This window comes from Scytonema hankhaensis NUACC26 (assembly GCF_045865695.1).
Classification (GTDB): Bacteria; Cyanobacteriota; Cyanobacteriia; order Cyanobacteriales; family Nostocaceae; genus Scytonema.
The window spans coordinates 1-13,578 of sequence record NZ_BAACAP010000253.1; the positions used below are offsets into that span (position 1 = coordinate 1).

General features: G+C 40.6%; 10 protein-coding genes and 3 pseudogenes. 8 read left to right on the plus strand and 5 right to left on the minus strand.

The genetic code is table 11. The features are described from left to right. Together ACKTT2_RS49320 and ACKTT2_RS49325 are read left to right on the plus strand one after the other, a co-directional pair. Positions 1-197, plus strand: a pseudogene (locus ACKTT2_RS49320) (photosystem II q(b) protein); the annotation flags it as partial. 296 nt (positions 198-493) lie between these two features. Then, positions 494-1,557 (plus strand): annotated as a pseudogene (locus ACKTT2_RS49325) (glutamine synthetase family protein). An 81-nt stretch (positions 1,558-1,638) separates the two neighbouring features. Here the strand turns inward: ACKTT2_RS49325 and ACKTT2_RS49330 are convergent. The 3 genes from ACKTT2_RS49330 to ACKTT2_RS49340 form a co-directional block, all read right to left on the minus strand. After that, positions 1,639-1,863 carry a hypothetical protein gene (locus tag ACKTT2_RS49330; RefSeq protein ID WP_407900457.1) on the minus strand — a complete coding sequence of 75 codons (225 nt, stop codon included), beginning with the start codon at positions 1,861-1,863 and terminating at the stop codon, positions 1,639-1,641. Then, entirely contained in the window at positions 1,864-2,811 is a 948-nt protein-coding gene (locus tag ACKTT2_RS49335; RefSeq protein ID WP_407900458.1) for a cyclase family protein, read from the minus strand. 450 nt (positions 2,812-3,261) lie between these two features. Next, entirely contained in the window at positions 3,262-4,767 is a 1,506-nt protein-coding gene (locus tag ACKTT2_RS49340) for a flavin monoamine oxidase family protein (RefSeq protein WP_407900459.1), read from the minus strand. A 337-nt stretch (positions 4,768-5,104) separates the two neighbouring features. Between ACKTT2_RS49340 and ACKTT2_RS49345 the strand changes: the two are divergent. The 4 genes and pseudogenes from ACKTT2_RS49345 to ACKTT2_RS49360 form a co-directional block, all read left to right on the plus strand. Beyond that, a pseudogene (locus ACKTT2_RS49345) lies at positions 5,105-5,413 on the plus strand (Uma2 family endonuclease); the annotation flags it as partial. Between the two features lie 283 nt (positions 5,414-5,696). Continuing rightward, on the plus strand, positions 5,697-6,128 hold the full coding sequence (locus ACKTT2_RS49350) for a hypothetical protein (RefSeq protein ID WP_407900460.1): 432 nt from the start codon (positions 5,697-5,699) through the stop codon (positions 6,126-6,128). 173 nt (positions 6,129-6,301) lie between these two features. After that, entirely contained in the window at positions 6,302-6,937 is a 636-nt protein-coding gene (locus ACKTT2_RS49355; RefSeq protein ID WP_407900461.1) for a chitin deacetylase family protein, read from the plus strand. After that, positions 6,921-8,828 (plus strand): NACHT domain-containing protein, encoded by a 1,908-nt coding sequence (locus tag ACKTT2_RS49360; protein WP_407900462.1) that lies wholly within the window; start codon positions 6,921-6,923, stop codon positions 8,826-8,828. Before ACKTT2_RS49355 ends, ACKTT2_RS49360 begins: the two co-directional genes overlap by 17 nt. An 81-nt stretch (positions 8,829-8,909) precedes the next feature. Here the strand turns inward: ACKTT2_RS49360 and ACKTT2_RS49365 are convergent, their stop codons facing one another. Continuing rightward, on the minus strand, positions 8,910-10,400 hold the full coding sequence (locus ACKTT2_RS49365; RefSeq protein ID WP_407900463.1) for an amidohydrolase family protein: 1,491 nt from the start codon (positions 10,398-10,400) through the stop codon (positions 8,910-8,912). A 262-nt stretch (positions 10,401-10,662) separates the two neighbouring features. Between ACKTT2_RS49365 and ACKTT2_RS49370 the strand changes: the two genes are divergently transcribed. Both ACKTT2_RS49370 and ACKTT2_RS49375 read left to right on the plus strand, forming a co-directional pair. Next, a complete protein-coding gene (locus tag ACKTT2_RS49370) occupies positions 10,663-11,454 on the plus strand; it encodes an aspartyl/asparaginyl beta-hydroxylase domain-containing protein (RefSeq protein ID WP_407900464.1) in 792 nt (263 codons plus the stop codon). 243 nt (positions 11,455-11,697) lie between these two features. Beyond that, complete coding sequence (locus tag ACKTT2_RS49375) at positions 11,698-12,369, plus strand: AAA family ATPase (RefSeq protein WP_407900465.1); 672 nt, start codon at positions 11,698-11,700, stop codon at positions 12,367-12,369. A 181-nt stretch (positions 12,370-12,550) separates the two neighbouring features. Here ACKTT2_RS49375 and ACKTT2_RS49380 read toward each other — a convergent pair whose 3' ends face one another. Then, complete coding sequence (locus ACKTT2_RS49380) at positions 12,551-13,567, minus strand: phosphatase PAP2 family protein (protein ID WP_407900466.1); 1,017 nt, start codon at positions 13,565-13,567, stop codon at positions 12,551-12,553. Positions 13,568-13,578: the final 11 nt, after the last annotated feature.

Below are 13,578 nucleotides of genomic sequence, written 5' to 3' on the forward strand. Positions count from 1 at the left end.
ACCTCAACGGATTCAACTTCAACCAGTCCGTGATTGACTCACAAGGTCGTGCGATCGGAACCTGGGCAGACATCCTCAACCGCGCCAACCTGGGTATGGAAGTGATGCACGAGCGCAACGCTCACAACTTCCCTCTCGACTTGGCATCTGCTGAAGTTGCACCTGTCGCAATCAGCGCTCCTGCTATCAACGGTTAATCATTGCCGGACGATACTAGATAGCATCAATAACTAAATAAAAGGCGCTCTCCGAATAGGAGAGCGCTTTGTGCGTTCAAGGATACCAACTAAATTTATAGTGGTTTGCATTTGAGTGAGGTACAAATTTATCCGCGTTCGTCTGCGTTCATCTGCGGTTCCATAACTTTTTTATGTATTGTACCCAATTGAAAACCGCACTTTGAGTGCAATTTCTTGAAAAAATACCAGATTAATGCTGAGGTGGTCATAGGTGATGCGTTAAAAAACTTGCCAGACCTAAAAGATAAATAGCAATGGTTGAAAAAAATAATTTTCAAGAAACACGTAAGTTTCTGGAAGAAACAGGTGTTAAATTCGTGCGATTTCTTTGGTGTGATAATGCCAACATTATCCGTGGCAAAGCCGTACACGTAGATATGCTATCTCACTACTTTGAGCATGGGGTGGGTATTTCCGTCGGTCAACAGGGAATTCCTGTGATGTATGATGCAGTTGTCCCAGAAACTGATTTAGGTCCAGTCGGTGAAATTCGCTTAGTACCAGATTGGTCTAGCCTGAAGCCCTTGCCTTATGCCCCCGGTCATGCTCGTGCTATGGGTAACATGGTACTTAATGGTTCTGCTTGGGCGTTATGCCCGCGAAATTTCTTAAAGCGGATGATTGCCACAGCTAAATCTCAAGGTTTGGAAGTACGAGCAGCTTTTGAAAATGAGTTTTACTTGGTGCGGCAAACACCGGACGGTATTATTCCTGCTGATTCCACAGTGTTCGCCTCAACTCAAGCAATGGATCTCAACTATGAAGTCATTAATGGAATTGCTGATGCACTCATCGCCCAAGGTATACCTGTAGAACAATATTATCCAGAATCGGGTCCCGGTCAGCATGAAATTTCCATGCGATACACCGATGCTTTGCAAGCGGCTGACTGGCAGATTGCTTTCCCTTGAAACTATCAAAGCGATCGCCCACCGTCACAACCTCACCGCTTCCTTCTTACCCAAAATCTTTCCCGATACAGCTGGCAGTGGTTGTCACATCCATTTTAGCCTTTGGCATGATGAGAAAAACCTCTTAGGCGATCCCCAAGGTATCTGTGGTTTATCTCCAATAGCATTACAATTTATCGCTGGTATCCCACCATCTTCCGGCACTGATGGCACTAACGACTCCAAGTACTAATTCTTATCGCCGCATTCGTCCTCATAGTTGGAGTGGTGCTTTTCGCTGTTGGGGATTAGATAATCGGGAAGCTTCGGTGAGAGTTCCTAGTGACATTACTGTTGCTGAAGCTGAGGCGATCGCTGTCGCAATTTTACGTGAAAATGCTTTATGTCTCTACCGTTCAACACATTGACAAGTACAAAGGAATCATAAATGATTTGTGAAAAATTCTAAGTATTGTAGGGTGGGCATTGCCCACCAAATAAAGAATTTTTTACCTGTATCCTGTAGCATTAGGAGGTTTACCAACTTCCTGTACCTGCTGAATGTAACGAAAAGCATCGAGCTGAGAGCCGTCGAGATCTGTAAAGCCATAGATTTGTGCCAGTTGACCGCTTGAAAGAGACTGACCACTCCATCGAGCGACTTCCAAATCGCCAACTGGATGAGCGATCGCATTTTGGAACACGCACGTGCAGCGATCGCGTTCCACACTCAACTATGATTGAGTTGGTTTAAGGACTCCATTAGTATCGCGCTGAAGTTGATAGCGTTGTTTTGGCAAAGGAGCACCAGGAGCTTCAATAACAGATACACCATGCGACCAGTTAGATGGACAAATAGCAATATAACGCGCAAATCCCCCCGTACCTCCTTCTGGCTTGGCAAAACCAATGGTAACCAGAGCACCAGTTTCTGGCACTCGATCTAGATTAGCAACACCTTCGGCTTGGGTATAGTGATTGCGTAGGAGCCATGCTTCGCCTTCTAAAGTTGGCGTTGTGTCCGTGTCTAGAGGTTCATGACCGTGAAATAATATATTGCGTTGTTGATGCAGAAACTTGAGAGCATCTAGAGTGATTCCAGGAAACGGCTTTTGATTAAATCGTTCAACATTAGACCACTTCTTATACCAGTCGGAACGAATCATCACCACTGCACCCTTCGGAATTCTACCGTATTTTTTCTCCCAAGCCAAAATATCCCCAACAGTTGCATGATACCCAGAGTCTACTGCCACTTTTTCATGAATATCAATGACAACTAACGGTCTAACAGCATAAGTTGCAGGAAGATCGCTAATAGTTGCGCCGTAATCGTTCCAGTGAGCAGGGGGATCGAGTTGTGTTCCATACTGGTCGGTAGGAAGTTCATAGCCCGTCGCAATAAACCCATGAGCTTTGTAAGTATACTCCTGTCCCGTTTGGATGTAGTTTGGTATGTCTGTTCCGGCTACAGTTGGTCTAAACTTAGCTTTCTTAAAGCCAGACCATACAGGGATAGTTGGATTAAACGCATGAGTGAGATCGACGTATTTTGCAGTTTTCAAATTATTCTCATAGAGACCCCAAAGAGTTGGTGTTTGACTTGTAGCTTGAGTCCGAAGAGATATTAAAAGAATAAATACGGTAACAACGGCGACAATAGTTAAAAATGTTTTTTTCATCGTCTTGAAATTATTTGACCAACTGATATTTCATAGTTAAGTATCAATCAACAATACCAATTTTCTTGCTTGTCTCGTTGGGAGCATCCACATTTATCATTCAGGTACTTGCACTAATGTTGCGATTACCTCTCCCAATCCTTTTCTTTTCTCTCTCATCTCAATAATAAATGCATTGATGTTATAACCGCAGCCTGTAGCAGATGGACGCGGATAAATTTGTACCTTATTTAATTTTTATTTCTAAATACTGACGTCTACTCATCAAAAAACCCGCACGTGGCGGGTATGAACTAAAGGGTATAAAACATAGACAAACTGTTAAATTTTCTTAATCTTTACCTCCATTTTGGAAAGAGGGATTGGGGATTGGTTACTGGTCACTGGTGAGTCCAGCGCTGCAGGCGGGTCTCCCGCCGTAGGCGACTGGCGAACCCGTAAGGGTCACTGCTAAACTGTTACCAACTGACGATTGTTGCGAGAAATGGTGTTGACAGCAGTGGATTTTGTCACTTGCTTGTGCTTCAAAATGTCACACACTGCTTCGAGAGAGGACTCAATAGAACCTTGCAGCCATGCAGGAAATCTAGAGCAGTGTTCGCCTGCAAAGAACAGGGTGTTTTGCGGTCTTTGTGCTGCCAAGTAATTGGATTCGCTGTCATCCCAATGAATCGTGCATCCACCTGCACTCCACTTATACTCGCCCCAAGCAATGGTTGCTTTGTCCACAATCGCACCGGATGCATTCAGTTCTGGGTGAAGTTTGCTGACTGTATTTTGCACGTAGTTAAAACGTTCAAGCTCAGACATCTTACCCATGCGATAGGCATCATCACCGATGGTGTAACTTGCTAACATCACGCTACCACGCTCTGGATTGAACTTCACACTTGGGTAATATGTTTGACGTACACCTTCACCACTGAAGGAAGCTCCACCTTTGATACCCTCTTTTGCCCAGAAGGCTTCCTTGGTATGAAAAGCTACTTTTGTACCAGGACAGTAAACGGTGTTGTGGATGGAGTCTAACTTCTGCTCATCAAAACCACTCAATTCCATTTTGCGGAGTATGGAGAATGGAATGGTGCATAATACGTAATCGCATTTTTTAATGTGGATTTGACCGTTTTGCTTCCAAGCGATCTGGGTATGGTCTTTTTCCACCCGCAAGGCGACTACTTCAGCATTGCACTTGATATCCGCTTTGATTGAAGTTGCTAAGCGTTGGATTAATTGATCCATTCCACCTTTGAGTTGTAACAAGTCATGGCTGGTTTCGGTCATGATGTCGCCAAGGAAAATGTCTAACCCTTGAGAACACTTAGCGCGGAAGCTAGGGTTTTGAGTTAAGAAGGAGTGCAAATCGATGGTTTCGCCGTCTTCGCTAAAGTAAGGGTTTAAATCCAAGCGCTCCAACTCATCCATCAGGTGAGATTGTAAGTCGCGCTCAAAATCGGAACGGAGATTACCAGGTGCGATGGTATTAATAATAGTTTTAAGCCAAGCCGCAAAATTGCGAGTTTGTTCGCTGTAGCGCGTATCAGTTAATAAACCACCTTCTGAAAGTTGCAGCACTCTTGGTGCGTCTTTCATCTTCAGCACTTGACCGTTAATGTTCATTTTGGCGTTGCTTTCCTCAAACACGGTCATAAACTTGCACAGCTTGTCACCTAATCCCATTTCTTGGACATAGTGCAGTGTCAGTTGGTGGTCGCTAGGAATACGCATAGCTCCAAGTTCGGCATAAGGAGCATCGGGTTCATTACCAAAGCGGTGTGTCCATACCCGTCCGCCGATGCGCGGGCTACCTTCTAATATCTCAACAGTATGTCCCAAGCGTTCGAGTTCGTAAGCGGCTACCAAACCTGCAATTCCTGCGCCTAAAATTGTAATGTGCTTCTTTGAGGATTGATTGTTAATCAGTTGGCATTGTTCGAGAATCATGTTAGCGTCCATTGTTTTATCCCTTTTGTTTTTTGTTTGATGATTTAGGATTCAACTTCCACTGGACGATTACGTAATTTTTGAAACTATTTGTATAAATTGGATACTATTTATTACGGATACTGACGGATTCTAACTTTTTCTGACGGGTCAGAAGGAGTGGTTACTCCCTGGGCGTGCTCTTATGATTACCCAAACACGTAGGGTGGACACTGCCCATTATTCGCGCTTTGGTGGGTAGTGCCCACCCTACAAAGATCGGTAATTTTAGAGCCCAAAGGGAGTAGCTGATAACCCTCGTCCTAATGGAGTTACTAAAATAAAATCACCCGCTATCACAATATGAACTATGGTCTACACCTCACCCAAGCTTCTCACTTTCGAGCAATTTATTATTGAGTATAGGGATAATCCCCGTTACGAACTTATAGACGGAGAATTACGTGACATGGAACCAACTGGTTCCCATGAAGAGGTCGCAGGAAATATTGCTGGTAGAATTTATGCTGAAATTCTTCGTACTAATTTCAACTGGTTGATTCCCAAAACTTGTTTGATTAAACCACCCGCCGCAGAAGCAACGGCATTACGTCCAGATGTTATTGTTTTAGATAAAGCACAACTCAGCCAAGAACCGCTTTGGCAAAAAGAACTTATTAATGTGAAATTTAAGATACACTGCGTACTAACAGGTAGTTTAAAGTCTAAATACTATCAAATTTATCTTCAAAAGGAGAAAATTTTTATGTAGTACTTCATCAAGTCAAGTTTGCAAATTTTAAAGTTCTCTGCATCCCCATATCTGTCTTAACTCAGCAATTTTAGGTTGGTTTAGTGCTACTTGTACTTGTGCTGCAAATCTTAGTTAAGACAGGAATCTGAAAGTTATCTGTAGATGTTGAGTATTTATTCACCACAAAGTTATTCTGAAAGAGGTAGTAATGGCTAGTACTCCAATTGAAAAAGAGAGCGCTTTTCTAGAGGAAGTTCAGAAATTTCGAAGGGAAAGAGTTAGTAAACTACGAATTATTAATCACTGGTGGAACATTACTTTAACCGTAGCCGGTATAACCTTGACCGCAGTTACCACAGTTTTAGGAGTTATTGATAGTCAGGATTATAAAGACTTGATTAAATTTGGAATAGCAATCTCTGGCTCAGTCGGCGTTCTTTCTCAGTCGGCAAATAAGGAGTTTCGTGTTAAGGGGAAAGCAGGAGAATATGCTCAAGTTGAAGCTGAATTGCTTGTTATTGAGCAGAAAATCAAGAATGCACAAAATGGGGAGGCTCTCACAAAATTGTACGAAGAATTTTATGCAATTATTCATAAAGTTGGAAAGATTGAATGTGAGACGGAACAAGATAAATCATAGAAACTTGCTAAATTCAGACATTTAATTACTTCTTTTTATGAAATTCTATCGATTCCGCTCCTTCAATCTGCTGTATGTTTACTTATATTTTAGTATCTTTATTATTGCTTGGACTAAGCACTATTCTAATTCTAGTTTTTCAGCCAAGATGGGTATTTTCTATTGTTAATAAAATGATTCCTGGAGCAATATATTTTGCTGAAACAAGCAAACTAATAGTTGCACTAACAATTGATGACGGACCAGACGCTATTACAACACCAAAAATCTTGGAGGTTCTCCAGTCCTATGAAGCACGGGCAACCTTTTTTTTAATAAGTAATAGAGTGAAAGATAATGAATCTGTTGTTGCAGAAATAGTTGCTAATAAGAATGAATTAGGTAACCATCTCACAGAAGATAAACCAAGTATTAAACTCTCGCCTCAAGAGTTTGAATCAGATTTACTTGAAGCTAACATATCACTCTCTAGATTTGCAAAACCATATTGGTTACGTCCTGCATCTGGTTTGTACAACACCACAATGGTAGAAACTGCTCAAAAGTATGGATACCACATTGTACTTGGATCGCTATTTCCTTTCGATACTCATATCCATTCGTCTTGGTTTGCATCAAAACACATTTTGTTTAATGTTCGTCCTGGCTCCATTATTGTTTTACACGATGGTGGTTCTAGAGGTAGAAGAACAGCATTAACTTTAGAAACAATTCTACCAGAACTTAATAGGAGAGGTTACAGAGTTGTTACACTTTCAGAACTGTTTAGAGAGGTAAAGGATTTCGTGAATCATGCATCGGCGAGATAATAACCGCATAAATTTTTTTTCGTTCTTCAGTGTCAATTCCAAAAAATATTCAAATCTATCTCCCAGCGAACAATCACTATTACAAGTTGTAAAAAATGAAGTCGAATCGCGCCTTCAAAGTCTCCTCTACTATCCTATCGCAGGTAATTTTATTAAGCAGAAGCGCCTAGAACGATTGAATCGTCTATCGGTTTTAGAACTCAAAACCGAGTTGGGAATTGAATTGTTATCACTACCAACTAGCATTCTAGAAATTTTTGAGCGTGTGGATGTGGCAGGTAGGCTGTTGATTGTGGGTAAGGCAGGTTTTGGCAAGACGATTATGATGCTTGAACTAGCACAAGAGCTAATTCAACAAGCAGAAGTCGATTCAAGTTGTCCAATTCCAATCATTTTCGACTTGTCTTCTCGGGAAGATGCAAACCAACCAATATCAGATTGGTTAGTTGATAATTTGAAGTTGAGATATGGAGTTCGGAAGACTCTTGGAAAAAAATGGCTTAATCGGTTTCGACTCATACCGTTGTTAGACGGTTTGGATGAAGTAGAACTAGGAACTTCTGGCTCTCATGTATCAGCTATTAATGAATGGTTACAATCAGCAACCTGCCCTCCTCGTCTGGCAATATGTAGTCAGTGGGAGGAATTTGAAAAAGTTGTTCAAGGTGTCTGGCAACCAGGAGAATTAGTACGCTTATCCCTTAAGGGAACTCTCTTACTAAAACCACTAACTGATGAACAGATCCTTCTTCATATAACTTGCTTGAAACGTCCAGAATTATGGCAGTTGCTTCAGCAGGATACAAACCTGCTGGAGATAACACGAGCATTATTTTGGCTAAATGTCGTAATTCTATCTCACACGAAACTATCTCTAGAACAGTTTCAACAATTAACTTCAAGATCGCAACGGTTAGAATACCTGCTTAATATTTATGTAGAGGAAATGCTGTATCGAGAAGTACAGGAGAATTCATATAAAAAATTTAAGACTTACGACATTGAGCAAGTAAAATACTGGCTATCCTGTATCGCTCAGCAGATGCAACAGCAAAAAGAATTTACACTAGAGCAAGTACAAGCGCTTCAATTTTTAGCTCAGCAAAAATTATTTTATGAGAAATTAGTTAGATTGAGCATTGGACTGATAATAGGTGGGTTGATTAATCTTAACATTAGTTTGGGTTACTTCATAATATTGGGAATTACAGTTGCACTGCTAGCAGAATTATTTTGCTTAATTTTGACGGGCTTTCTTAGTTTAAGAATACTAATGCTTAACCAATCAGAATTAAGTAACAAAGAGATTTTGATTTTTTGTCTTACTTTTTCGAGAAAATGGTTGTTTAATAAGTTAAATATTATGTCTAGTAACAATTCATCATTCACTCTAGAAACTGCTGAAACTACTTCCTCGTTACTTTTTCGCTTTGTCACAAAATCGAACAGATTACTAATTGATGATTCCAGTATTCTGGATTTTAGTATTTGGTTACTTACCGATATGCCAATTTACTTAGTGTGTATTTTACTGAGTGTATTACCTCTTGTTAGCATATTAGCTGATGTAGGAATTGCTAAACTTATCTCTAGAGCGGGTGGAGGAAAAGTTAGTGGAACTTCTATATTGCTGACTGGACTAATTATTGGAGTACTCATTCATCTGAATAAAAATATGTTTGGCAAATTTGAGGATTGGTTAGGATTTGGTTTAACTAGTATATGTATTGGCTGGCTAAGTTTTGTTTTAGTAGCAAAACTGATTAGTAGAAATAAATATATTTGCTTCCTTAACTATTGCACGGAGCGCCTCCTCTTACAAAAAGTTGGGAAACGATATAGGTTTGTTCATCAATTGTTGCTGGAACATTTTGCTAAGATAAATTGCTAGTTGACTCAATGGGTAAGCATGAGTGACAAATTAAGCCTAGATGGTAGTTTTTAAATTACTAACGATCTCTTGATAACATCTTTAAGGATTTAGAGAATTCGTATGAGAACCACGACAAAAACGCCCTTTGGGCGAACCAATCACCTGTCCGCGATCGCAAATTTTATTTCCGCGTAAAAAAGTAGTTTTCACCCGTCCTGTCAACTCCAATCCTTCAAACGGAGTATAACCTTGCTGTGACTCCGACTCAGAAGCACGTACAACAAAAGTCTCATTCGGGTCTAGCAGTGCTAAATCCGCATCATAACCTACTGCAATATCACCTTTTGAATGCAATCCAAACCTTTGGGCTGGATTAGAGCTTAATAACTCAGCCATGTGATTGTAAGACATACCCCGCTTGCTACCTTCACTAAAAACACCAGAAAGGAGGTATTCCGTACCCCCAAACCCAGATTTCGCAAGCCAAATGTTCTCTGGATCTTTCAGATTGACTTTTTGTTCGGCTGAACAACAAGCATGGTCGCTGACAATCCAATCAACTTGGCGATCGCGTACAGCCTGCCACAAGTATTCTACATCTGCACGAGAACGGATCGGAGGATTGACCTTAGCCCATTTACCTGTAGGTGTATCCACATCTAACAAAAGGTGTCCAACAGTGACTTCCCGTCGGAAGTTTATGTGAGGAAAAACGGTTTGCATCATCAAAGCAGCTTCCACTGCTTTACGAGAACTAAGATGTAATAGATTTATATTGAGACAATTGGTTTCATGTGCCAAGTAGGAAGCAATGCAGATGGCTAACCCTTCAGAATGGGGCGGACGAGCAGCACTGTATGCTTTCAAACCCGTAAGCATAGTATCCTGTTGGACAATTTTAGTGTAGGCGTTGAGGATATCAGCAACTTCGCAATGAAGACTCAGGCTAATGCGATCGCTTGCTTCTGGATAAGTTTCCCTAAGCTTGCTCAAACCGCGCATGATAAATTCAAAGTGCGCCAAATCGTACCTTTCCTCTTTATTAATCATCAAGAAAAGATTTTGATGGTCGGAAAGACCGTGCAAACCATAGCCCCCATAGAACATAAATATTTTGAACGAGCCAATCCCATACTCCTCAAACAGCATCTGCATCTCATCAATGTGTTGAGCGCTAATTGGGGCGATATGATAGCCGTAATCAACAAAAAAATTACCCTGAGAAAGTGCCAAAACTTCTGGAAAAAAATCTTTATAGGAGCCGCCCTTATTAAGATAATACTGCCCTGTACGAATGTAATTCAAACTAGTAGTCACTCCCCCCATTGCAGCTGCTTTAGTTTCAGTCACAGCATCTCGGTCAAGAGGTTGATAGATCCCCACGTGCATGTGAGCATCCACAACACCGGGAAAGCCCAGCAGATTTTGAGCATCAAATACCTCTTTGCCTGTGTCTGGGCTAATATGAGGAGCAATCTCGGCAAATTTCCCATCCTTAATTCCCAGATCGAGCAGTTCAACACTATCCTTGTGGGGACGCACTACCCGCACATTTTTGATAATTAGATCTAATAGGGGAACCTCAGACACAGTAGACCTCACGTTAAAATAGTTATTAGGCATTGAATTGACATAGTTAGCGTGAAGGCTGTTAGTAGTTAGTGGTTACTGGTTAGTGGTGAAATACTGAGTAACTACGCGATGTAGCTACTAACTACTAACTACTAACCAATAACAGTCCTCATGAAATTAATACCCTAGTTTATTTAGGAATTTTAGCATCGTTCCGGGACACAGACCGAATTTCACCATCATGTAACTTTTAATACGATTATTTCCAGGAGAAAAGACAATGGAACACTTTAATGAGTATCATCTAGACCCCAAGCAATTTCCTTTTCTCAACATCTTTCAAGAAAATTGGCAAGCAATCCGAGATGAATTTACACGCTTTAATAAGGATGTATCTGATGAGGAGTTAAAATTCACTTACGATGTTCTGGGACCGAAAAGTCAAACAATTAAAACCAAAAGGAATTCAAAATATAGTGCATTTGGTATATTATTTCAAGGTCTTTTTATCGACAAATATATTCAATTACATCAAATACAATACCCTGATTATAATACCCAAGAGGCATCAGAAAAAGCACTTGCGTTAAGAGAGAAATACTTCCCGAATTTAGCGAACGTCATAGAAAAAGCGAACTTCACAGATGATATCATTAGAAATGCATATTTTGGTACATTCCATCCCGGTTTAGATATCAAATTGCACGTAAACGATCACCCTCATATGAATCGCGGTTATTTAGGATTGATCGTACCAGAAGGGGATGTAGCGATGAAAATATGTCACGAGCAACTTTACTGGTATGAAGGAAAAGTTATGGTTTTAGACCATAGCTATCCACACTGTCCGCACAATTACACCAATTATGACAGAACAGTCTTGGTTATAGACTTTTTTAAACCGGAGCAACCCAGAGAAGAAGCAATACGATTTGAAAAAGAACTCGTCGCGCAACGCATGCAAGACAATCCATATAGCTTAGGTGTGTTTGGTAAAAGCGATAAAGCTAAAGAAGAAGATTTTATGAAGTATGGTTTAGCTCATCAGCTAGAGTGGGATAAAGCTTTATAAGTTTTAAGAGTATTTCCCCCCCTTTTTAAGGAAGAGTATTTCTCCCCCCTTTTTAAGGAAGAGTATTTCTCCCCCCTTTTTAAGGGGGGCTAGGGGGGATCGACAAGTGCCTCAAATTACAGTCAACCACTTTTCAAACAACCTCTAATAAAGATTTAAGACTTATTTGTGTTAAACATTCAAAACCTTGCTAAAATTTCTTGTTCTTTAGCTTAAGTAATTTAGTTACTTAGTTGCGTAATAATGACAATCATCACATTTTGCAATATTAAAGGGGGTTGTGGCAAAACCACAGGAGCAATCAGTTTTGCTTCTTGGCTGGAACGCTATCAGAAAAAAAGAGTTCATTTAGTCGATGCTAACCAGCAAGGTAGTTCCAATTACTGGTTGCGATATCTGGATACCGCAATGACTTCCAGCCACATTACAGACCCAGACAAAATAATAGAACTGCTACCGGAACTGAATGAAGAGTATGACTTTGTGGTTGTGGATGGCGTACCTGAGGTAATGGAAATCAATAAAAACCTCTTATGCTTTTCTGATAGCTCCGTATCTCCAATCCAGCCAGTTGGTTTGGATATTGAAGCTTTTTGTAACAAAACACTACGCTTAATTAAGTTAGCCAGAAAAGTTTCTCGCGGTCTACCTTCAGTGGCAGCTGCCTATCTATCTCGTGCTTCAGTAAGAAGTAGCTCTAAACAGAAAGCCTTGCCCCAATTAGATAAAATTCCTGAAATTAAATTGCTCAAAACCATAATTCACGATCGGAAAGTTGTAGGAGACTGTTTCACAGAAGAAGCTGTTATCTGGGATTTCAAAAAAAATAAAACTTTCCTAGATTCTACTCAAAGTGCGGTTAAAGAATTTGAGAGTTTGAGTCAAGAAATTTACGAGCTTTTAAAAGAGATTTAAAGTGAGTATACAAAAACAGGGCTTACGCAACCTCAACGGTACTTTAGGGATTTTACGCTCTACAGATCCCCCCATCTCCCCCCAACCCCAGAGGGAACCCCTAGCCCCCCTTTTTAAGGGGGGCTTTGCGTAAGTCTTATACAAAAAAGGGAGTAGGGGAAGAGAGGTTTTCATGGCAAGGTTAGTGGGATTTTACAGTGATTAGCTGTTTTGACAAGCGATATTTTTGCCACAAATTAAAGCCAAGAATACAAGCAATCAACCATAGCAACCCAACTGCATAACCAGCTGCAACATCAGTAGGCCAGTGTACGCCTAAATATAGTCTACTAAAACCGATCGCACCAATTAAGAGAATGGTCAAGGCAAAAATTTGCTTCCTTTGGTGAGGAAATTCTTTTGCCAAGGTGTAGCCAATAAAGCCGTAAACCACCATTGACATCATTGCATGTCCGCTAGGAAAGCTATAATGACCTACATTCACAATCCAATCCCACAGGGCTGGACGTGCTCTTCCAAACCGTTCTTTCAACAAAGAATTTAACGCGATCGCACCCAGTGTGGCTACACCAAAAGTCGTGACTTCTGAACGACGATTGTAGTATACTGGACTAGTTGCAAATGCCAAACAAATCAACGGCAAACCCATCGAGCCGCCGAGAGAAGTTATGCCAATTGCAATGCGATCGAGAAGTGGCGTATGTAATCTTTGAATTGCTAGCAAAATACTTTCGTCAAGACCCAATTTGTGCAGCAATACAGTGCTTGCAATTAAAGTCCCAACAGCCGTTCCCGAAAGTAAAATAAGTTGCCTTCCCGCTTTGTCTATTGGTTGCTGCAAAGGTGTTTCTGCTAATATGGCTTTGCTCACAACATCTTGTTTTTTTTCTGTTTCCGTCTCGATTGAAGATTTTTCTATCTGTTTTCTGTAATCAAAGACTATATTTTGGATAAGTAATGCAATGGCATTGGGGTTGCGATCGTAAGGAAAAAGAACGAGAACATTTCCTGTATAAGAATTAGCACTCACTTGCCGAATGCCTTTCTCATTTGACAATCTAAGTTCTAGATATCTTTTAAAAGCTTCCGAACGGTAAAGCCCATTCACTTTATATCTCGCTCTTCCTTTAACAGCAGTATGTAGTGCTTGAACTAAAGGATTTTGCTTGGGGAGTTTATTGACATGAGGAATTCCCATTTTTCTACTTC